The organism is Microbacterium sp. IEGM 1404, assembly GCF_030056775.1.
Taxonomy (GTDB): Bacteria; Actinomycetota; Actinomycetes; order Actinomycetales; family Microbacteriaceae; genus Microbacterium.
Genome location: NZ_JASHKP010000002.1, coordinates 113,069 through 131,929, shown reverse-complemented (window position 1 = coordinate 131,929; position 18,861 = coordinate 113,069). Strand labels below are relative to the sequence as shown.

20 protein-coding genes and 1 tRNA gene are annotated in these 18,861 nt (G+C 72.2%); 12 read left to right on the top strand and 9 right to left on the bottom strand.

The window, feature by feature from the left end; translation table 11 throughout:
- The first annotated feature begins 12 nt into the window (after positions 1–12).
- On the top strand, positions 13–840 hold the full coding sequence (locus QM517_RS06300; RefSeq protein ID WP_283285983.1) for a UbiA family prenyltransferase: 828 nt from the start codon (positions 13–15) through the stop codon (positions 838–840).
- 76 nt (positions 841–916) lie between these two features.
- Here the strand turns inward: QM517_RS06300 and QM517_RS06295 are convergent, their stop codons facing one another.
- From QM517_RS06295 to QM517_RS06280, 4 genes are all read right to left on the bottom strand, one after another.
- Complete coding sequence (locus QM517_RS06295) at positions 917–2,038, bottom strand: FAD-dependent oxidoreductase (protein ID WP_283285981.1); 1,122 nt, start codon at positions 2,036–2,038, stop codon at positions 917–919.
- Positions 2,031–2,696 carry a methyltransferase domain-containing protein gene (locus QM517_RS06290; RefSeq protein ID WP_374114679.1) on the bottom strand — a complete coding sequence of 222 codons (666 nt, stop codon included), beginning with the start codon at positions 2,694–2,696 and terminating at the stop codon, positions 2,031–2,033. The genes QM517_RS06295 and QM517_RS06290 overlap by 8 nt, the downstream gene beginning before the upstream one ends.
- A gap of 106 nt (positions 2,697–2,802) precedes the next feature.
- Positions 2,803–3,897: a type III polyketide synthase gene (locus tag QM517_RS06285; protein WP_283285977.1), complete on the bottom strand. Its 1,095-nt coding sequence runs from the start codon at positions 3,895–3,897 to the stop codon at positions 2,803–2,805.
- Positions 3,898–4,026: 129 nt separating this feature from the next.
- Positions 4,027–5,223 carry a glycosyltransferase gene (locus QM517_RS06280; protein ID WP_283285976.1) on the bottom strand — a complete coding sequence of 399 codons (1,197 nt, stop codon included), beginning with the start codon at positions 5,221–5,223 and terminating at the stop codon, positions 4,027–4,029.
- A gap of 329 nt (positions 5,224–5,552) precedes the next feature.
- Between QM517_RS06280 and QM517_RS06275 the strand changes: the two genes are divergently transcribed.
- Positions 5,553–5,999, top strand: coding sequence for a MarR family transcriptional regulator (locus QM517_RS06275; RefSeq protein WP_283285975.1), 447 nt, complete (start codon positions 5,553–5,555; stop codon positions 5,997–5,999).
- A gap of 39 nt (positions 6,000–6,038) precedes the next feature.
- Here the strand turns inward: QM517_RS06275 and QM517_RS06270 are convergent, their stop codons facing one another.
- Positions 6,039–6,383, bottom strand: a complete 345-nt coding sequence (locus tag QM517_RS06270; protein WP_077052203.1) for a hypothetical protein — start codon at positions 6,381–6,383, stop codon at positions 6,039–6,041.
- Positions 6,384–6,549: 166 nt separating this feature from the next.
- On the opposite strand from QM517_RS06270, the gene QM517_RS18590 reads away from it, so the two are divergent.
- Positions 6,550–7,485, top strand: coding sequence for an AraC family transcriptional regulator (locus tag QM517_RS18590; protein ID WP_160897431.1), 936 nt, complete (start codon positions 6,550–6,552; stop codon positions 7,483–7,485).
- 15 nt (positions 7,486–7,500) lie between these two features.
- On the opposite strand, the gene QM517_RS06260 is transcribed toward QM517_RS18590, so the two are convergent.
- Positions 7,501–8,991, bottom strand: coding sequence for a SulP family inorganic anion transporter (locus QM517_RS06260; RefSeq protein WP_077052201.1), 1,491 nt, complete (start codon positions 8,989–8,991; stop codon positions 7,501–7,503).
- 93 nt (positions 8,992–9,084) lie between these two features.
- Between QM517_RS06260 and QM517_RS06255 the strand changes: the two genes are divergently transcribed.
- Both QM517_RS06255 and QM517_RS06250 read left to right on the top strand, forming a co-directional pair.
- The gene (locus QM517_RS06255; RefSeq protein ID WP_283285970.1) at positions 9,085–9,456 is read left to right on the top strand and encodes a MerR family transcriptional regulator; all 372 of its coding nucleotides are present in this window, start codon (positions 9,085–9,087) and stop codon (positions 9,454–9,456) included.
- Positions 9,453–10,028 carry a GNAT family N-acetyltransferase gene (locus QM517_RS06250; protein WP_283285968.1) on the top strand — a complete coding sequence of 192 codons (576 nt, stop codon included), beginning with the start codon at positions 9,453–9,455 and terminating at the stop codon, positions 10,026–10,028. The genes QM517_RS06255 and QM517_RS06250 overlap by 4 nt, the downstream gene beginning before the upstream one ends.
- Before the next feature lie 3 nt (positions 10,029–10,031).
- Here the strand turns inward: QM517_RS06250 and QM517_RS06245 are convergent, their stop codons facing one another.
- Positions 10,032–10,772 carry a FadR/GntR family transcriptional regulator gene (locus QM517_RS06245; RefSeq protein ID WP_283285966.1) on the bottom strand — a complete coding sequence of 247 codons (741 nt, stop codon included), beginning with the start codon at positions 10,770–10,772 and terminating at the stop codon, positions 10,032–10,034.
- Between the two features lie 81 nt (positions 10,773–10,853).
- Between QM517_RS06245 and QM517_RS06240 the strand changes: the two genes are divergently transcribed.
- The 7 genes from QM517_RS06240 (at position 10,854) to QM517_RS06210 (ending at position 15,303) form a co-directional block, all read left to right on the top strand.
- Complete coding sequence (locus tag QM517_RS06240; RefSeq protein ID WP_283285964.1) at positions 10,854–11,744, top strand: proline iminopeptidase-family hydrolase; 891 nt, start codon at positions 10,854–10,856, stop codon at positions 11,742–11,744.
- 55 nt (positions 11,745–11,799) lie between these two features.
- Positions 11,800–13,224, top strand: a complete 1,425-nt coding sequence (locus QM517_RS06235) for an APC family permease (protein WP_283285962.1) — start codon at positions 11,800–11,802, stop codon at positions 13,222–13,224.
- A complete protein-coding gene (locus tag QM517_RS06230; protein WP_283285960.1) occupies positions 13,221–14,189 on the top strand; it encodes an acetamidase/formamidase family protein in 969 nt (322 codons plus the stop codon). The genes QM517_RS06235 and QM517_RS06230 overlap by 4 nt, the downstream gene beginning before the upstream one ends.
- A gap of 11 nt (positions 14,190–14,200) precedes the next feature.
- A tRNA-Ser gene (locus tag QM517_RS06225) sits at positions 14,201–14,292 on the top strand.
- Between the two features lie 74 nt (positions 14,293–14,366).
- Positions 14,367–14,651: a type II toxin-antitoxin system Phd/YefM family antitoxin gene (locus tag QM517_RS06220; protein WP_083735169.1), complete on the top strand. Its 285-nt coding sequence runs from the start codon at positions 14,367–14,369 to the stop codon at positions 14,649–14,651.
- Positions 14,648–14,920 (top strand): type II toxin-antitoxin system RelE family toxin, encoded by a 273-nt coding sequence (locus QM517_RS06215; RefSeq protein ID WP_077052193.1) that lies wholly within the window; start codon positions 14,648–14,650, stop codon positions 14,918–14,920. The genes QM517_RS06220 and QM517_RS06215 overlap by 4 nt, the downstream gene beginning before the upstream one ends.
- Before the next feature lie 23 nt (positions 14,921–14,943).
- The gene (locus QM517_RS06210) at positions 14,944–15,303 is read left to right on the top strand and encodes a hypothetical protein (RefSeq protein ID WP_283285956.1); all 360 of its coding nucleotides are present in this window, start codon (positions 14,944–14,946) and stop codon (positions 15,301–15,303) included.
- A gap of 13 nt (positions 15,304–15,316) precedes the next feature.
- Here the strand turns inward: QM517_RS06210 and QM517_RS06205 are convergent, their stop codons facing one another.
- Entirely contained in the window at positions 15,317–17,623 is a 2,307-nt protein-coding gene (locus QM517_RS06205) for a transglutaminase TgpA family protein (RefSeq protein WP_283285954.1), read from the bottom strand.
- The gene (locus QM517_RS06200; RefSeq protein ID WP_283285953.1) at positions 17,610–18,857 is read right to left on the bottom strand and encodes a DUF58 domain-containing protein; all 1,248 of its coding nucleotides are present in this window, start codon (positions 18,855–18,857) and stop codon (positions 17,610–17,612) included. Before QM517_RS06200 ends, QM517_RS06205 begins: the two co-directional genes overlap by 14 nt.
- Between the last annotated feature and the right edge of the window lie 4 nt (positions 18,858–18,861).

Here is an 18,861-nt window from a genome sequence, read left to right as displayed (position 1 = left end):
TACCGTCGTCACGTGCCCGATGCCCCCGCGAAGACACCGCTCGTGCGGGCGCTCTGGGGTGCGACGCATCCCGGACCGACGCTCGTCGTCACGACCCTGTCGCTGGCGCTCGGCGTCGCCGCCGGTCTCGAGCCGTGGCGGCTGCTGCTGCTCGTCGTCGCCGTGTTCGCGGGTCAGGTCTCCGTCGGGCTGTCGAACGACGCGATCGACGCCGGCCGCGACGTCGCCGTCGGACGCACCGACAAGCCGGTCGCCAGCGGAGCGCTCACCCCGGAACAGGCGCTCGGGGTGGCGGTGGCATCCCTCGCCCTGGCTCTCGCGCTTTCGGCGCCACTCGGACCGGCACTCGTCGCCGCCCATGCGATCGCGCTCGCCTCGGCCTGGGCCTACAACGCCGGGCTGAAGTCCACGCCGCTGTCGATCGTGCCGTTCCTGGCCAGCTTCGGTCTGTTCCCGTCGTTCCCGACCCTCGCGCTGCCGGCTCCCGCGCTCGCCGCGCCATGGGCCTCGCTCGCGGGGGCGGCACTGGGCGCCGCAGTGCACCTGACGAACGTCGTCCGCGATCTCGACGACGACCGTGCGACCGGGGTGCGCGGACTGCCGCACCGGCTCGGCGCCCGCGTCAGCGTCGTCGCCGCTGCGGCGGGGATCGTGCTGGGTGCCGTCGCCGTCTTCGCCGGGTCGGGCGGAGGTGTCGTCGGAGGCGTGTTCTTCGCCGCGGTCGTGCTCGTCGCGGTCGCGACGATCGCCCTCGCCGTGGCACGGCCGCCCGGGCGCGCGGTGTTCCGACTGACCATGCTCGCGGCGCTGCTGCTGGCGGCACAGCTCGTCATCACGTGAGTGCACGGCCCGCCGATCGTGACCCTGCACCTCGGCTCGGCCGGCCGAGGCCCGGGACGCCCCGGAACCCCTGCGCTCAGCCGCCTCGCGCGGCGGCGTCGAAGTCCATCGCGTAAGCGCGCGTGAACGCCGCCGCCCCCGGCCCGCGGAGCACGGTGCGCAGCGCCACCGATCGGGTCGCGTGCCCGGGCGCCGAGGCGCCTCGCCCCAGCATCGTGTTCAGGAACGCCAGACGGGCGGCGTGCCGGGCCGACGCCAGCCGTCCCCGTTCCCACGCGACCAGCCGTCGTGGTTCGGTCCCGCGCACCCACTCCGCCAGCAGGGGAGAAAGGGTGAGGGCATCCAGCAGACCGAGGTTCATGCCCTGACCGCCGATCGGGCTGACCTCGTGCGCAGCGTCGCCGACGACGATCACCCGCCCCCTCCGCAGCGCGGGAGCCACGGCGCGCCGCACGCGGAACGTCGACGCCGTCGACGTGTCCACATCGAGCCCCACACGATCGGCCAGCGCCGCACGGAGGAACTCCGCGGGATCCGGGAGATCCGCCTTCCCCGCCCACGCCACGAGACGCCGTCTGCCTCCGGGCAGCGGGAACGACTCGACCACGCCGCCGCGCTCGAGGTGCACGAGCGCGGTCGCATCGCCGGGGGCGGCGACGTCGACCATCGCGTACCGGTCGGGGTAGTGGTGCGTGTGCACGGCGCCCGGGCGATACACGAGCTCGCGCCCGGCCCACCCCGATGCGACCACCACGATCCCGGCGCGAAGATCCACCTCGCCCCTCGGGCCGACCGCCCGCACGCGTACTCCCGCGCCGTCCTCGCGGACCGCGGTCACGCGCACGCCCCGCGAGACCGCCGGCGCAAGCTGCGTGAGCACGTCGACCGTGTCCGACTGGGGAAGCGCGGCGACGAACGGATGCCGCACCCGCAGCCGGTCGAACCGGATGGTCGCGAGCGTCCGGCCGTCCGCGCGGGCCTCCCCGCGGCCGATGCGCACGGCCCGGGCCAGAAGCGCGTCGGTCGCGCCGGATGCCTCGAGGTGCGCGAGGGAGGGGGAGTGGATGCCGATCGCCCGCGTCCCGGCATCCGACCCGGTGCGTCGCTCCACGATGGCGACATCGACGCCGCGCACGCGGAGGTCGGCGGCGAGCGCCAGCCCGACCGGACCCGCCCCCACCACGAGGACGTCAGCCATGAGCCTCCGCCGTCCCGTCGGCGACAGCGAGCACGCGGAACGGTGCCGGAGTCTCGACGCGCCAGGGTTCTCCGAGCGTGCGGGCGAGTTCCTCGGCCCGGTAGCTGCGGCGGATGGAGCGCAGTCCGTCGGTGCGGAGGAACGTTCCGGGCGCGAGCGGCGTCACCCCGATCGCGTAGAGCGCGTACGCCAGTCGTCCTCGAGCGATGTCGGCGTGCAGCACGGCGGATCGGGCGAGCGCCCGCGAGTCGTCCACGAACCCGCGCAGCTGCGCGGCGTCGAGATGATGGAGCACGTGATTCGACAGCACGATGTCGAACCTCTCCCCATCGGCGAGCAGTTCCGACGAACCGCGCGAGACGAACCGGACCCCCGGGCGTTCGCGCTCCCGAGCGGATCGGAGGGCGCGCGGATCGGGATCCGCGCCGACCCACTCGACCTCGAGTCCGTCGCGCGCGGCGAGCCCGGCGAGACGCACCACGACGTCACCGCCGCCGCACCCGAGGTCGAGGACCCGACCCGGCCGGCCGAGGGCGCGAAGCCGGGGGCGCACATGCGCGCGGTACACCCCGCCCCAGCCGGACACGGCACGGTTGACCAGATCGAACCGACGATACGTCGCGGCGAGACGGCGCGGATCGCAGTCGGGGTCGTCCATGAGCTCGAGGAGGACGGTGTCTCGTGCGTCGAGTCGTGCCCAGCCTCCGGCGCTCACCGGCGTCCCTCTCCCACGGCGTGCCGGGTGCACGCGCGGGCCGCCCGCATCACGCCGCAGGGCGGCGCAGCACCAGGCGCGCCGCCTCCACCGTGAGGCCCGGGCCGAAGGCCAGCGCGGCCACCCTGTCGCCGTCCGCGCGGGCCGCGTCAGCGAGAAGATCCCGCAGGATGAACAGCAGCGTCGCGCTGGACATGTTGCCGTGCGCCCGCAGCACCTCGCGCGAGGACGCGAGCGCCGTGGCATCCAGAGCCAGAGCCGACTCGACGCGGTCGAGGATGCTCCGACCGCCGGGGTGCACGGCCCACGCGTCGACCTCGCTCAGATCGCCGAGCACGTCCGCGGCGATCGCGGCGATCTCGCGACCGATGATGCGCGGCACCTCCGGAGTGAGGGTCATCTCGAACCCCGAGTCGCCGACGGTCCACGCCATGTCCTTCTCGCCCTCGTCGGTGACGTACGTCGCGAACCCTTCGAGGTCGAGCCCGGGCCGGGCGGCGTCCGCGGCCGTCACGATCGCGGCCGCGGCTCCGTCGGCGAACACCGACGCCGCGACGATCTGATCGGGATGCGACGAGGTCTGCCAGTGCAGGGAGCACAGCTCGGCCGCGGCGACGAGGACGACGGCTGCGGGATCGGCGGCGACGATGCGGGCGGCGAGCCGGAGCGCGGGGATCGCCGCCGCGCACCCGATGAACCCCAGGTGATACCGCTCGACCGAGGGCGACAGGTCGAGATCGCGCACCAGCAGGTAGTCGGGTCCGGGCGCGAACATGCCCGTGCACGAGACCGTCACGACGTGCGTCACCGCCTCACGCCCGTGCCCGGAACCGGCCAGAGCCGCCCCGGCCGCCTCGGCGAACAGCGCGGGCGCGGTGCGGCGGTACTCGTCGTTGCGGGCACCCGTGGGCGGCATCGTCAGCTCACCGTCCGACAGCGCCGCGAGTCCGTCGGCCGAACCTCCGGCCAGCTGCGGGAGCACCGTGTGGCGCGTGTCGATGGCCGCGGCGTCGAACGCCGCCCCCACGAGGCGCTGGCTGCGCCGATCGAATCCGGGCTGTGCGGCGAACAGGTCGCGCAGCGCCGACTGGGCGACACGGGTGCGGGGCAGAGCCGTGCCGATCGAGAGGATGCTGGCGGTCATGACTCACTGTAGGCACGGTTTCGCACCGTGGTGTCGGGGATGGTGCCGTCACGGCGGTCCATCTAGGGTGCCGGGCCCCGCGCTCGCGCTCCTGGGCGCCGCCGTGGTCGCCGCCGGGGCGCCCGCGGCTCAGGCCGCGAGCACCTCGGGCAGCACGAGCTCCTCGATCGCGCCGCGGTAGTCCGCGACCATGCGTCGACGGTCCAGGCGCGGGCGGGCCGAGATCGCCGCCGACCGCAGCTCGATCCGGCGGGTCAGGGCCTCCTGCCAGGTCGCCGCGATGGCCTCGGCGTCGCGCGGGGTCACGAGTCCGAATCCCGCGACGACGCGGGCGGCGTCGCCGACATCGGTCGTGACGGGGATGGCTCCGGATGCCGCGCCCTCGGCGAGGCACAACGGCGACGCCTCGCCGAATGCGCTGGTCAGCGCCACGACGTCGGCGATCCGGTACAGCGCGGGCATGTCCTCGCGCAGGCCGAGCGCGTGCAGCGCGACGTCCGCGCCCAGCCCCGCTTCGGCGACGAGCGCGGAGAACGCCGGGTTGCGGTGCGTCATCCCCGACCCGCACAGCACGTAGTGGGTGCCCGGCCGACGGCGCGCGTGCCGGGCCACGGCGTCGAGGAACAGCCCGGGATCCTTCATCGCGTCGAATCGCGCAGCCAGCATCACCACCGCGGCCGTCTCCGGGATGCCGAGGGATTCGCGGATGCTCCGGCGCTCGGCGCGCGTACCCGGTCGGAACCGGCGCGTGTCGATGCCGTTGTCGATCACCCACGCGTGCGTCGTCGCGACGCCGGAGCGCGTGTAGGCGACCGAGGTCGATTCCGCGCACGAGATGGTCGCGGACACGGCGCCGCTCGCGCCGGCGTCGACGAGCCAGCCCAGGGCCGGGCCGGAGTGCGCGGGGTCCGAGCGGTGCAGGCACGCCGCGAGGGGGCGATCGGGCAGCATGCCCGCCCGTTCGAGCGCGACGATCAGGCTCAACGGCTGCTCCTTGAGGGACAGCACCATGTCGGCATCCGCGATGAGGGACGCCGCGTGCGCGAGCTCGGCGGGGCTGAAGGAGTCCGGGGTCATCGGCTGGTCGCCGGCGACGCGGTCGAACGTGTCGATGCGCACACCCGCGGCGCGGAGCGTCCGGAACCGGGTGTCGTCGTGAGCGTGCTGCAGCGATGCGTCGCGACGAGCGGCGGACGTCAGCGACAGGACCCGGTGCTCCTGGCCGCCGTCGGCATGCAGCCCTGCGACGACGTCGGAGTGGAGGATACGGGCTCCTCCGGCGAAGAATCCCTCGTACAGGGACAGCACGCGCAGGGGTCGGTTCATCGCGATCGCTTTCCGGGGAGGGGCGCCGACGAGCGGAGCCGAATCGGTGACCGCGGGTGCGGTTTGACCCATGCTGAAGGGTGGACCGCGGGTGGCGGGTTACGCCGTGAAGACCATCTCGTGAACGCGTGCGACGGCGATCGAGCGCTGAGCCCGCCCCCCGGTGCACGCCGGACACGGCGCGCCGGAAACGGGGCAACCGCGGGGCGAGACGAGCCCGCTGCCGCGCCCGCGGCGCAGCGGGCGTCAGCCCTCGTCGCGTGACACGGCGAAACGGCCGCGAGGCCCGCACCCGCGCCCCCGGCCCCGCACCGGTACGATCAGGGGTCGTGCAGAACTCCTCGGACGCCTCGTCGATCTCGGACCTCGGACGTGCGCTCCTGGCCTACGACGAGGCGCGTCGCGCCGCGACCGCCGAGGCGCGCCGGACGCTCTCCCTCAACGAGCTCGACGCGAAGGCGCTCATCTTCGTCGCCGAGAATCCCGGGGCGCGCCCCTCGCACGTGCGCGATCACCTCGGCATCACCTCGGCCGGCGTGACGACGCTCATCGACCGACTCGTGCAGCGCGGTGCCGTGCGCCGCGACCTCGACGACGAGGACCGTCGCGTGAACCACATCACCGCGACGGTCGATCTGGATTCTGCGCCGTGGTGTTCCCTCCGCGGATTCGACAACGCGGTGGAGGCGGCGATCGCCGAGATGGACCCCGCGGATGCCGACCGGGTCGCGACCGTCCTCCGCCGTCTCACCGCCGCGGGTACGGCCGCCGGCTGAGGCGTTCCCGCCCCGACGGCGCGCGTCCGGCGCGGAGCCTCAGGATCGGGCTTCGACGAAGGCCTCGGCTCGTGCCTGCAAGAAGGTGCACAGCGCCGACAGCATCGCCAGCTCTCCGGAGAGGGCGAGGACGCGCGCCGACCCGAGAGGTGCGGCGTTCTCGCGCGGTTCGAACGTGACGGCCCATCCGGTGGATCCCGGCTCGGTCTCGGGGGAGACGTAGAAGGTCGTCGAGACGCTGCGGAGCCCCGCGGCGATCAGGCCGGTGTCGGAACCTCCCTCACCGTCCTGCGGGATCACCTTGAGGATGCCGGCGTCGTCGTAGCCGAGCGCGCGGAAGTCGTCGATCCACGCCTGCAGCGTGGTCATGGTGCGGAAGGGCATGACTCATCCCGTCGGTCAGTGCGTCGCGGGGGCGACACCCATCCGATTATCGGGGTCGACGCGCGGTTGCGCATCCCGGCCCATCGTGGGACCGGTTCCATCGCACAGTTCGAGCGCATACGCAACGGTCTATCCGTTTTCGGCAGCGAGAACTTAGGAAATGCCCGTGGAGCATACGCATGTCGAAACCAGGGATGCCACGACGGTCCAGGAGATGTGGCAGACGGTGATACCCGGAGCCCGCATCTCCCGTGCCGACGGCATCCAGCCCGCCTTCGTCTTCCACGGTGCCGCTGAGCCCGGCTTCGGGTTCTGCGACTACACCGTGGGGTCGACGATGGTGACCGAATCGGACCCGGGCGACCAGATGATCGTGGGACGGATCGCGGGCCCGCGCATCCGCGCGACCTACCGACGCGACCGCATCGACACGACGGTGCCGTTCGTGGTGATGGACCGTCCGATCGAGATCGCGTTCTCGGGCAGGATCGCCGGAACCGCGGTGTCCTTCGCGCGCGGCGACGTGGACGAGGCCGCCCGTCGGCTCTCGGGAGATGAGACGTTGCGGGTCCGCCCCATCGGGCACGCGCCGATGTCCGAGCAGCGCCTGAGGTACTGGACCCGCACGTGGGAGTACGGCCGCGACGTGCTGCTGCGATCGCCGGAACGCGCCCCGGTGATCGCGCAGCAGGTGCGCTCGCTCCTGCTCGAGGCCTCGCTGATGACGTTCCCCTCGACCTTCACCGAGGCGCTCGCCGCGGGTCGACCGGCGCGTGCGCTGCCCGCACCGGTGCGTCGGGCGAAGGCGTACATCGACGCCCACGCCACCGGGCCGATCGCCCTCTCCGACATCGCGGAGGCGGCGCGGCTCTCCCCGCGCGGATTGCAGTACGCGTTCCGCACCGCCACGGGCCGGACGCCGATGCAGTACGTCCGACGCGTGCGTCTCGACGCTGCTCGGGCCGAACTGCGCGCCGCCGACCCCTCGGCGGAGACGGTGGCGGCCATCGCGGCGCGCTGGGGGTTCTCGAACCTCGGGCGCTTCGCCGCCATGTACCGGGCGGAGTTCGGCGAGACCCCCTCCACCACCCTCCGGTCGTGAGGCTCGCTCGGCGGATCAGTGCCCGCCGAGCCTCCCGCTCAGTCGGCCGTGGAGACGTGCCGTCTGGGCGTTCATCCCGATGATCTCGACGGTCGTGCCGAGCCGGGCGTACCGGGTCTCGACCGCATCGAGCGCGGCGACGGTCGAGGCATCCCAGATGTGCGAACCGGAGAGGTCGATCACCACCCGGGCAGGGTCGCGCGAGTAGGCGAACTTCGTGGTGAGGTCGTTGCTCGAGGCGAAGAAGAGCTCGCCCTCGACCCGGTAGTGGGCGACGTCGGCGTCGACCTCCCGGTGCACCCGGGTGACGCCGGCGACCCGTCGGGCGAACAGCACGGCGGCCACGATCACGCCGACGCCGACGCCGATCGCGAGGTTGTGGGTCCACACCGTCACCGCCACCGTCGCCACCATCACGGTCGTCTCGCTCAGCGGCATCCGCCGGAGGGAGGACGGGCGGATGCTGTGCCAGTCGAACGTGGCGATCGAGACCACGATCATGACGGCCACCAGGACGGCCATGGGGATGATCGCGACCACGTCGCCGAAGACCAGCACCAGGACGAGGAGGAAGACCCCGGCGAGGAACGTGGAGATGCGCGTGCGCGCGCCGGATGCCTTGACGTTGATCATCGTCTGGCCGATCATCGCGCACCCGCCCATCCCGCCGAAGAAGCCGGACAGGACGTTCGCCGCACCCTGGCCGAGGGACTCGCGCGTCTTCGAGGACGGGGTGTCGGTGATCTCGTCGACCAGCGCGGCGGTCATGAGCGATTCGAGGAGACCCACGACGGCCATCGCGAGGGCGAAGGGGAAGATGATCCCGAGCGTCTCGAACGTGAAAGGCACGTTCGGGAGCAGAAGCACGGGCAGGCTCTCGGGGAGCGCGCCCTGATCTCCCACGGTGGGCACGGAGATGCCGAACACGACCGCCGCGCCGGTCAGGAGCACGATGGCCACCAGCGGCGCCGGGATCGCGCGCGTCACGCGGGGCAGCAGATACATGATCGCCAGGCCTGCCGCGGTCAGGGGGTACACCATCCACGGCACGCCGATCAGCTGCGGGACCTGCGCGACGAAGATCAGGATGGCGAGAGCGTTGACGAACCCGACCATGACGCTGCGGGGGATGTAGCGCATGAGCTTCGCCACGCCGAGGACGCCCAGCGCCACCTGCACGATGCCGCCGAGGATCACGGTGGCCAGCAGATAGTCGACGCCGTGCTCGCGCGCGACGGGGGCGATGACGAGCGCGATCGCACCCGTGGCGGCGCTGATCATCGCGGGGCGACCGCCGAGGAAGGCGATCGCGACGGCCATGACGAACGACGAGAACAGGCCGAGCCTCGGGTCGACCCCCGCGATGATCGAGAAGGCGATCGCCTCCGGGATCAGGGCGATCGCCACGACGAGACCGGCGAGCACCTCCCGGGTGAGCAGACGGGGGGAGCGCAGCGCCTGACGCACGGTGGGCTCGGGGCGCGGGCGCGCGAGGACGTCGGTCACGGGAGCTCCGGAGGGGCGGGGGAGAATGGGGGCGGTCGCGAGTGCGACCGTCGAACTCTACCGTAACGTGAGGGTTGCGGGATCGGGGATGCCATGGATCACGCCCGACCGATGCAGATCGGCGAGCTCGCGGAGCGGACGGGACTGTCGATCCGTACGCTCCGGCACTACGACGAGATCGGCCTCCTGCGCCCGTCGGACCGGTCCGAGGGCGGCTTCCGGCTCTACACCGCGGAAGACGAATCCCGCCTTCTGCTGATCCGCCGGATGAAACCGCTCGGGTACTCGCTCGAGCAGATGGGGGAGCTGCTCACCGTCGTGGACGGACTGGATGCCGATCCCGGGGACGCGGTCCTGCGCGCCCGGCTCGACGGTATCCGCGAGGAGGCGACCACGCGGCGCGACGGCTTGCGTCGACAGCTCGCCGCCGCCGACGAATTCCTCATCCAGTTGGCCGCGCGGTGACCGATCACTCTCTCGACCTGGTCGGCTTCGGCGTGCGTCTGGCCCCCGCGCACCCCGATGACGCGATCGAGGCGTGGCCCCTCACCGACGCCGACCTGTGGCGCGGGATGACGACGCCGTGGCCCATGACCGTCGACGAGTACGCCGAGCGGGTCGATCAGCAGCGCGAGACGCCCGGCATGTTCGCCTTCACGGTCCGGGATGCCGAGACCGGCGAGGTGCGCGGATCCACCACGTTCTACGACCACGTGCCCGCGCAGGGGCGGGTCGAGATCGGCACGACCTGGTACGGGCGGCCGTTCCAGGGCGGTCGCACCAACCCGGCGGCCAAGATGCTCCTGTTGACCCAGGCGTTCGAGACGTGGGGCGTCAATCGCGTGGCGCTCCGCTGCGATGCCCGCAACGATCGCAGCGCCCGCGCCATCCAGCGTCTGGGCGCCGTGCCCGAGGGGCGCTTGCGTCGGCACCGGATCGCCGCGGACGGCACGGTCGGCGACACGTTGTACTTCTCGATCCTCCGCGAGGAGTGGCCCGCGGTCCGCGCGGGCCTGGAGGCGCGTCTGGCCGGCTGAGTGTCAGGATGCGGCGGCGGCGGCACGGCGGCGGGCGAACTCCCGAGCCTCGGCGAACAGCTCGAGGTCGATCTGCACGTGACGGCGGGCGAGCTCGGCGGCGTCGTCCGGGGTGGAGCGCACGATCGCCGCGACGATCGCGTCGTGCTCCCGCCCGGCGCGCGACTCCATGCGTCGGTGGCTCTCGCGGTCGCCCCACGGGTGCGCGGGGGCGGAGAGGGAGAGGTGGCGCTCGTGGTCGAGGAGGATCTCGCGCAGCGCCGTGTTGTGGGCCGCGTCGATGATCGACAGGTGCAGCAGGCTGTCCGCGCGCTGCTTGGCGTCGCCGGACTCCGCCGCGTGGAAGGCGGCCAGGCGTTCGTGCATCGAGGTGATGTCGGCATCCGTCCGCCGTTCGGCGGCCAGGCGGGCGAGCGAGGAATGCAGGAGCGAACTGGCCGTGCACGCGTCGACGAGGTCGTCCCAGCGCTCGGCGAACCAGCGGTCCACACCCACGACCACCGACGCGGGCCAGTCCTCGGCCACGAAGGTGCCCCCGGCGCGGCCGCGGCGCTTCTCGATCAGGCCGCGCGCGGCCAGGTCGTCGAGGGCGGCGCGGACGGTGGTGCGCCCGACTCCGAGGAGGGGGGAGAGGTCGCGCTCGGGGGGCAAGCGGGTTCCGGGCAGGAACTCGCCGACGGCGACCGCGGTGATCAGCCGCTCGGTCACGCGCTCCACGAGTGATGCGTCGTCGGTCTCGGCCATCAGCTCCCCGGTCGATTTCTTTCATGTTAAATCCCGGGAAAAGGTTTGCCAACGAACCTTTACCGGGTCCACGATGACTCCATGCACCGCGAGATCACCGTTCCGTTCCACGACGGATTCACCTGGGCCCGCCTGACCGAGCCCGCGAAGCCCACCGGCGCCGCGCCGCTGTTCGTCCTCCACGGAGGACCCGGCATGGCGCACGACTACGTCAAGAACCTCGACGCCCTCGCCGACCTCACCGGACGCACGGTCGTGCACTACGACCAGATCGGGTGCGGGAAGAGCTCGCACCACCCCGACGCTCCCGTCGAGCAGTGGGTGCCGCAGTTCTTCGTCGACGAGTTCCACAGTCTGCGCGAGGCGCTCGGCTTCGACGAGTACCACGTGCTCGGGCAGTCGTGGGGCGGCATGCTCGGTGCCGAGATCGCCGTGCGTCAGCCGGAGGGGCTGCGGAGCCTGGAGATCTGCAACTCCCCGGCATCCATGGAACTGTGGCTCGCCGGCGCGGCGCGGCTGCGCTCCGAGCTGCCGGAGGACGCCCGCGCGGCCCTCGACCGCCACGAAGCCGACGGCACCCTCGACCACCCCGACTACGTGGATGCCACCCGCGTCTTCTACGAGCGGCACGTGTGCCGCGTCACGCCCATGCCGCAGGACTTCGTCGACAGCGAGCAGCAGATGCTCGCCGACCCGACGGTGTACTTCACCATGAACGGCCCCAACGAGTTCCACGTCGTCGGCACCGGCCGCGACTGGACGATCATCGACCGTCTGCCGCGGATCGCCGTCCCCACCCTCGTCGTCGCGGGAGAGTTCGACGAGGCCACCCCCGAGACCTGGGCGCCGTTCGTGGAGCACATCCCCGGCGCCCGTTCGCACGTGTTCGCCGGCGCCAGCCACTGCACCCACCTCGAGATGCCCGACGCCTTCCGCGCCGTCATCGCCGTCTTCCTCGCCCCGCTTCCCTGACCCGCCCGTTTCGCGCCCACCCGATACGCTCCACCGTCACCCGAACAGGAGTCCCATGTCCGACACCGCCCCCGAGGCCCAGCAGCAGCTGGAGTCCTTCGGCTACAAGCAGGAGCTCAAGCGCTCCATGTCCACCTTCGACCTCGTCGTCTACGGCCTGGTCTTCATGGTGCCGATCGCCCCGTGGGCGATCTTCGGCGTCGTCTACAACGCCGCCAGCGGCATGGTCCCGCTGGTGTACATCACCGGTGTCGTGGCGATGATCTTCACCGCCCTCGCCTACGCGCAGATGTCGAAGGCGTTCCCGATCGCCGGCTCGGTGTTCTCCTACGTCGGCCGGGGCCTCCACCCCACGGTGGGCTTCTTCGCCGGGTGGGCGATCCTGCTGGACTACCTGCTCGTCCCGACCCTGCTGTACGTGTTCGCGGCGTCGTCGATGGCCGGGATCTTCCCCGATGTCCCGCAGTGGATCTGGGCGGTCTCGTTCGTGATCATCAACACCGTCATCAGCGTGCTCGGCATCGGCTCGATCAAGCTCGCGAACCGCGTGATGCTCGGCATCCAGCTCGCCTTCGTCGTCATCTTCGTCGTCATCGCGATGGTCGCGCTGTCGTCCGGGACGATCCCCGGCGCCGAATTCACGATCGCCCCGGTGTGGGATGCCGAGAAGGTCAACCCCGCGCTGATCGCCACCGCGCTCTCGATCGCGGTGCTGAGCTTCCTCGGCTTCGACGGCATCTCGACGATGGCCGAGGAGTCCACGGGCGACCGCAAGTCCGGCGGTCGCGCGATGATCATCGCCCTGCTGGTGGTCGCGGTGCTCTTCATCGCGCAGACATGGTTCGCCAGCGCGCTCGCCGCCGGCACGATCGCGTTCTCGGACGACGACGTGAACAACGCCTTCTTCCTCCTCGTCGCCCAGGCCGCGGGTTCGGGGTGGGCGACCGCGTTCCTTGCCGTCAACGTCGTCGCGGTGGGTATCGCCAACGCCGTCGCCGCCCAGGCCGCCACCTCGCGCCTGCTCTACTCGATGAGCCGCGACCGGCGCCTGCCGGCGTTCCTCTCGAGGGTGAACTCGCGTCAGGTGCCGCTGGCGGCGATCCTGTCGGTCAGTGCGATCTCGCTCGTCCTGGTGCTGTTCTTCGTGGGCCAGATCGCGGTGATCTCGTCGCTGGTGAACTTCGGCGCGCTCCTCGGCTTCATGCTCCTGCACGTCTCGGTCGCGGCGTACTACCTCGGGAAGAAGAAGTCGAAGAACTACGTGCTCCACCTCGCGGTGCCGCTGATCGGTTTCCTGATCATCGGCTACGTGCTCCTCAACGCCGACATCACCGCGAAGGTCGGCGGCATCCTGTGGCTCGTCGTCGGCGGTGTCGTGTACCTCGTCTTCGCCCGCAAGTACGGCATGACGCCCGCTCCGTCGCCCGAGCACGCCGCCTCGACCGCCGGTGAGGGCGGCGCGGAGGTGGCTTCGCGATGACGATCGAGCACCGCCTCGGCAAGGAGCACGGCCGCCCCGGACACCGCGCCGATGTGCCGCCGGTCCTCCGGATCGCGCCCGGCACGGGGGAGCGCATCGCGTTCCAGACCGACGACGCCGTGTACCGCGAGCTCCACGAGCACGGCGACCTGGGCCGGCTGTCGGCACCGCTGAACCCGGTGACCGGTCCGGTGTACGTCGAGGGAGCCCGGCCCGGCGACGCCCTGGTGGTGACGATCCACGAGATCCGGCTGACCGACACCGGGTGGGCGATGAGCCTGCCCGGTGTCGGGGCACTCCGCGACCGCATGCCCGATCGGGTCGTCACCCGTCGCATCCCGATCGACGCCGACGGCGTGCATCTCACGGATACCGTGACCGTCGCGCCCCGGCCGATGGTCGGCTGCATCGGCACCGCGCCGGCGTCGGGGGTGGCCAGCACCGTCATGCCCGCGCATGCGATCGGCGGCAACATGGACGTCACCGACATCGCCCCCGGTGCCACGGTGTACCTCCCCGTCGAGGTCGAGGGCGCGCTGCTCGCGATCGGCGACGTGCACGCGATCATGGCGCGCGGGGAGTCCTCGTTCGTCGCGATCGAGGCCGAGGGCACCGTGGTCGTCTCGGTCGACGTCGTCCCCGGCATGGCGCTGCGGGCACCCCGCATCGCGACCGCCGACGAGTGGATCTTCGTCGGCCTCGGCGCGACCGTGCAGGAGAGCGTGCGCCGCGGCTACGAGGACGCGTTCGACGCCTTCGTCGAGCGGGGGTGGGATGCCATGGACGCCTACACCGTCATGAGCGCGCTCGCCGACTCCGAGCTCGGCGGACCCACCGGCGCCGTCGACCCCGACCCGCTGCACCCGTTCGACGCGATCGGGGCGGTCACCCTGCACCGGGTCCCGCGTTCGCTGCTCGACGGGGAGTCGTCGCCCGCGGCGGGGGAGAGTGCCGCCGCCGTGTAAGATCGTCTGTTGGAAGTGTGTCCGAGCGGCCTAAGGAGCATGGCTGGAATCCATGTAGGCGGGGTAACTCGCCTCGCAGGTTCAAATCCTGTCACTTCCGCCAGAGATGGGCCTCACCCCGACGGGTGAGGCCCATCGTCGTTCCCTGTCGAACCGCTGGGCGCTATAATTCTGTACATGACGACCCTCTCGCTGGCCGACGCACGGGCCAATCTCTCGAAGCTGGTCGAGTCGGCGGTATCAACCCACGAGCGTTTCGAAGTGACGAGGAACGGTGATCGTGCGGCGGTTCTGCTGAGCGCAGACGACTACGACTCGCTGCTCGAAACGGTCGACGTCTTGAGCCGTCCGGACGAGGTCGATGCGATCCGGCGAGGGCTTGCCGACCTCGAGGCGGGCGAGATGTTCTCCGCCGACGAGGTGCGCGCGGCGATGGCCGCGCGTGGTCGCACCACGGCATGACCGACGGCTACGAGGTCGTCTTCACTCGGTCGGCACGTCGCGCGCTCGCGCACGATCTTCCCGAGAAGATCGCGGCCGCCGCGTTCGAGTTCATCCTCGGCGCGCTCCGAGAGAACCCTCGCCGAGTGGGCAAGCCGCTTCGCGAGCCCCTCGCCCCGCTGTACTCGGCGCGCCGCGGAGAGTACCGCGTGCTGTACCGCATCGTCGACGAACGGTTGGTCATCGAGGTCGTCTCGGTCGTACATCGCCGCGACGCCTACCACCGCTGAAGAGGAACGGGGGTCGACCTCACGTGAGTGTCCTTGTCGCACGTCGACGGCAGCGGCTCGGGCGAGCCCTCGGGGCGCTGCCGGGCGTCGTTCTGCATCTCCTGGCTTCGGTGGCGGCGTGGACGTTCGTTCAGCTGAACGGGCTGATGGTCGCAGGATGTGGATCGGAGCGTTCCTGCGATTTCGTTCTCACGGATGTGGCCGTCAACGGGGTGCAGCCCGTGCTCCTCGTGGCGTGGCTCATCACCACGGCCCTGGCGATCGCGCGACCGCTCGTGTGGGGTCGCAGTCCCTGGCCCGTGCTCGGGGTCGGAATCGTTGTTTCCGCGATCCTCACCGTCGCCGCCTATGTGACGCTCAGGGTGGGCGCCGGCGTTCTCTGAGCGCGACTCCGCGTCAGCGGACCGGGTCGGGCGCCTCGACCGGTGCGGGCTCACCGCGCAGCAGCAGCGAGCGGGGGAGCACGAGCGCCCACACGCGGCCGGTCGCGCTCGCACCGGCACGGAGCCGTGCGCGGATCCGCGCCACCGTGTCGGCCAGCGCCGGCCCCCGCGCGGGATCCACGCCGTCCTCGGCGTACACCGCGCGCTCCAGCGCGTCGCGCACGAGCCCGATGTCGTCGGCATCCACGCCGTGCTCCTCGACGAGCCGCGCGGCGAACGCCCGCGGCGACTCGGCATCGGGGGCACGGATGCCGAGGTCCACCGCATCCGCGCGGACCTCCGCCCACGCGGCCACGGGGTCACCCTCGCGGATGAGCGTCGCACGCGAGCGTCGCCGCCAGGCCCGGATCGCGCCCGGGGTCGCGAGCAGGAGGAGCAGCACCACTCCGCCCACGGCGAGCAGCGGGCCCGTCGGGTTCTGGGCGGCCGAGGTGCTCGAACCCGCAGCCGACGATCCGGTGCCGTCCTGGTCGCCGAGCTGCGGGGCGTCGGTGCGGGTCGCGCCCGGGGTGGCGGCATCCTGCTGCTCGGGGGTGGTCGCCGACCCCGACTGGCCGCCGGTGCTCCCGGAGGCGAAGTTCGTCGGGACTCCGAGGCTGTTGGTGGGTTCGAACGGCACCCACCCGATACCGCGGAAGTACACCTCGGGCCAGGCGTGCAGCTGGCTGGAGGTGACCGTGTACTCGACGCTGCCCGTCTGCTCGACCGATCCCGACCGGGTGCCGGGGAGGTATCCGACGACGATGCGCGAGGGCATGCCGAGGCTGCGCGCCATGACGGCGAACGCGGAGGCGAAGTGCACGCAATAACCGGTGCGCGCCTGCAGGAACTGCGCAACGGCATCCAGGCCCGCTCCGTCGAATCCGGCCTCGACGGGGGCGTCCAGCGAGTACCGGAACTGGCTGCTGCGGAACCACGACTGCAGGGCGATGAGCGCGTCGTAGGGCGACTGCGCCCCGGCCGTGACCGAGCGCGCCGTGTCGCCGATGATCGCCGGGACATCGGCGGGGAGGGCGCGCACGGTGTCGCCGAGCTCGTCCCCGCCGACCGCGCGCGACCGGATCTGCTCGAGCGTGGGCCGCGGAACGAGCGCCCGAACCTGGTAGTCCTGGTTCCGCGAGGAGCCCGAACGCGACACGATCGTGCGATTGGCCGGCATCCCCAGCCATTCGCCCTCGAGACCGTTCACGGTCGATGCCGGGTACGGCACCGGGAGCCACGGGCTGTCGAGTTCGCCGACCTGGACGGTCGTCGTCCAGTCGGCCACCTCGATGTCGCCGTCGACCTGCACGGGATCGAACACCGGGGCGTCTCCGCCGGGAACGGTGACGGTGTCGCCCGAGTCGGGCTGCCACACCGCCCCGTCGAACTGCGACAGCGTCACCGCGCGGAGATACGGCGCGGAGGTTCCCGTCGTGGTGAGCGTCAGCACGTCGATGTCGCGCGGTTGACGCAGGTCGTTGCCGAGCTCGAGGTTGGGATTGATCGTGGTGCCGAAACCCGCGCCCGTGCCCGAAGCGAAGCGCAGCGCGGGCTGGGGGAGGAACGGCACGGCCACGAGGGTGACGAGCACCGACACCGCGGCGATGCCGATCGCGGTCGCCGACGCCCCCCACACGCGGGAACCGAGCCGGCGTGCGGGGGCCGCGGCGCGCGTGCGGGAGCGGACGTCCATGCGCAGCAGGAACAGCACGGTGGCGGCCAGGGCGAGCACGGCGGGCACGTTGACGTCGGCGGGGATGGCGATCGTCGGGATGAGAGAGACCGCCACGAGTCCGACCCCGGCCAGAAGCGGCATCCGCGCCGTCAGGACCACGTGATCGAGCACGACGGCGAGACCGGTCACCGCGGCCACGAGGACGAACGCGAGGCCCGCGGCCGGCACCACCGGGGCGATGCCCAGGCGGATCTCCTCCGAGGCCCCGGCGAACAGCGTCGAGACCGAGGCGAGGGTCGCCGGCGTCGGGATCACCCCGAGCAGCGCCGTGGAGCGGCCGAAGATCGCCGTGAGGAACACCACCCCGGCGATGAGTTCGACGACGGTGGCCACGAGCGCGGGCGCCCGTGAGAACCGCACGGCGAGTCCGCACAGGAGCATCACGGCGGCCCCGGCGAGGGCGCCGATCGTCCAGGCGCCCGGCGCGATGACGGAGAAGACGGGCAGCAGGGCGGCGGCGATACCGGCGAACACGCCGAGCGACAGGAGGGCGAGGTCGCGGCGCCGCCGCACCGTCCGGCCGCTGACCTCAGGCGCCGACACGGGCGTCCTCCGGTCGCGTGGCATCGTCCCAGGCCCGCGCGACATCGCCGCCGGGCGCGAGCGCCGTGGCGTGCCAGCCGGTCGCGGAGCGCACGTCGCGGGCGGCGTCGTCGTCCGCCACGGTGAGCAGCACCGCGAGCGGGGAGCGCGGGGCCGCGGCTCGCAGGGCCAGGAGATCGTCCGGGTCCAACCGCCCGGTGACGACGACGACCGGGCCGACCAGTGCGGACGCCGAGGCGGGCACGATGCGACGTGACGGGCCGTCCGGGCGGGCGCGCAGGGTCGCGAACGAGGCCGCGAGGCCGCGGGCCTCGGCATCCTCCCCGCCGTCGACGGGGTCGGCCAGGAGTTCGCCGTCGCTGTCGATCACGTCGACCGTGTAGCCCTCGTGCACGAGTCGCGCCACCGCCGAGACGCACACCGAGACCGCGGTCTCGAACGCGCGGTCCCGGCCCGGCCCCTCGGCGGCCGCGGGCGACCAGCGCGACAGCGCGCGATCGAGGACGACCGTCGCGGCGGGGCTCGATTCCTGTTCCTCCTGGCGCACCATGAGGGTGTCGCGGTGGGCCGTCGCCCGCCAGTGGATGCGCCGCATCGAATCGCCGGGGGCGTAGGGGCGCGCCACGAGGTTGTCCGCCCCCTGACCGAGCTGCAGGGCCGAACTCTGCCGCGTCCCGCCGGCCTCCCCGGTCGAGGAGGGCAGCGGCGCGAGCTCGACGATCGTGGGGGCGACGGTCACGGCGCTCGCCGCGCCGACGGCGAAGCGCCGGCGGATCAGCCCGAACGGATCCGTCGTCGACACCCGCAGCGGACCGACCGGATGGATGCCGCGCACCGCACCGCGCACTTCGTAGCGGAGTCGCACGGGAGCTCCCGTGCGCCGCAGGGTCGACGCGCTGGCGGGGAACGCGCCGTCCGCTCGGCCGTCCAGGCCCGCGGGCAGACCGTCCGACCATTGCCCCGGGAGCGTCGGAAGCGCGGTGCTCACCCGGACCGACAACTGCACCTCGGCGAGCCCGCCCACCTCGACCACCTCGGGCGTGGCGGACCGGACGACCTCGCCGGTCGCGCGGACCACCAGAGCGCTGGCCGCCGCGCACAGCACGAGCACGAGCATCAGCACGCCGAAGTACAGCAGCTCGGGGATCGCCGCACGCTGCGCGACGAACAGCGCGATCACGGCGAGGGCGAGGGCACCGGTTCCCCGCAGGGTCAGCGGCCAGCGCTCCCTCACGGCG

Excerpts from the sequence above, each read along its gene's own strand:
- QM517_RS06290 (WP_374114679.1), bottom strand. The coding sequence starts at position 2,696 with ATGGACGACCCCGACTGCGATCCGCGCCGTCTCGCCGCGACGTATCGT.
- QM517_RS06285 (WP_283285977.1), bottom strand. The coding sequence starts at position 3,897 with ATGACCGCCAGCATCCTCTCGATCGGCACGGCTCTGCCCCGCACCCGT.
- QM517_RS06270 (WP_077052203.1), bottom strand. The coding sequence starts at position 6,383 with ATGCCCTTCCGCACCATGACCACGCTGCAGGCGTGGATCGACGACTTC.
- QM517_RS06215 (WP_077052193.1), top strand. The coding sequence starts at position 14,648 with ATGACCGACGGCTACGAGGTCGTCTTCACTCGGTCGGCACGTCGCGCG.
- QM517_RS06245 (WP_283285966.1), bottom strand. The coding sequence starts at position 10,772 with ATGGCCGAGACCGACGACGCATCACTCGTGGAGCGCGTGACCGAGCGG.
- QM517_RS06230 (WP_283285960.1), top strand. The coding sequence starts at position 13,221 with ATGACGATCGAGCACCGCCTCGGCAAGGAGCACGGCCGCCCCGGACAC.
- QM517_RS06220 (WP_083735169.1), top strand. The coding sequence starts at position 14,367 with ATGACGACCCTCTCGCTGGCCGACGCACGGGCCAATCTCTCGAAGCTG.
- QM517_RS06295 (WP_283285981.1), bottom strand. The coding sequence starts at position 2,038 with ATGGCTGACGTCCTCGTGGTGGGGGCGGGTCCGGTCGGGCTGGCGCTC.
- QM517_RS06240 (WP_283285964.1), top strand. The coding sequence starts at position 10,854 with ATGCACCGCGAGATCACCGTTCCGTTCCACGACGGATTCACCTGGGCC.
- QM517_RS06280 (WP_283285976.1), bottom strand. The coding sequence starts at position 5,223 with ATGAACCGACCCCTGCGCGTGCTGTCCCTGTACGAGGGATTCTTCGCC.
- QM517_RS06235 (WP_283285962.1), top strand. The coding sequence starts at position 11,800 with ATGTCCGACACCGCCCCCGAGGCCCAGCAGCAGCTGGAGTCCTTCGGC.
- QM517_RS06255 (WP_283285970.1), top strand. The coding sequence starts at position 9,085 with ATGGATCACGCCCGACCGATGCAGATCGGCGAGCTCGCGGAGCGGACG.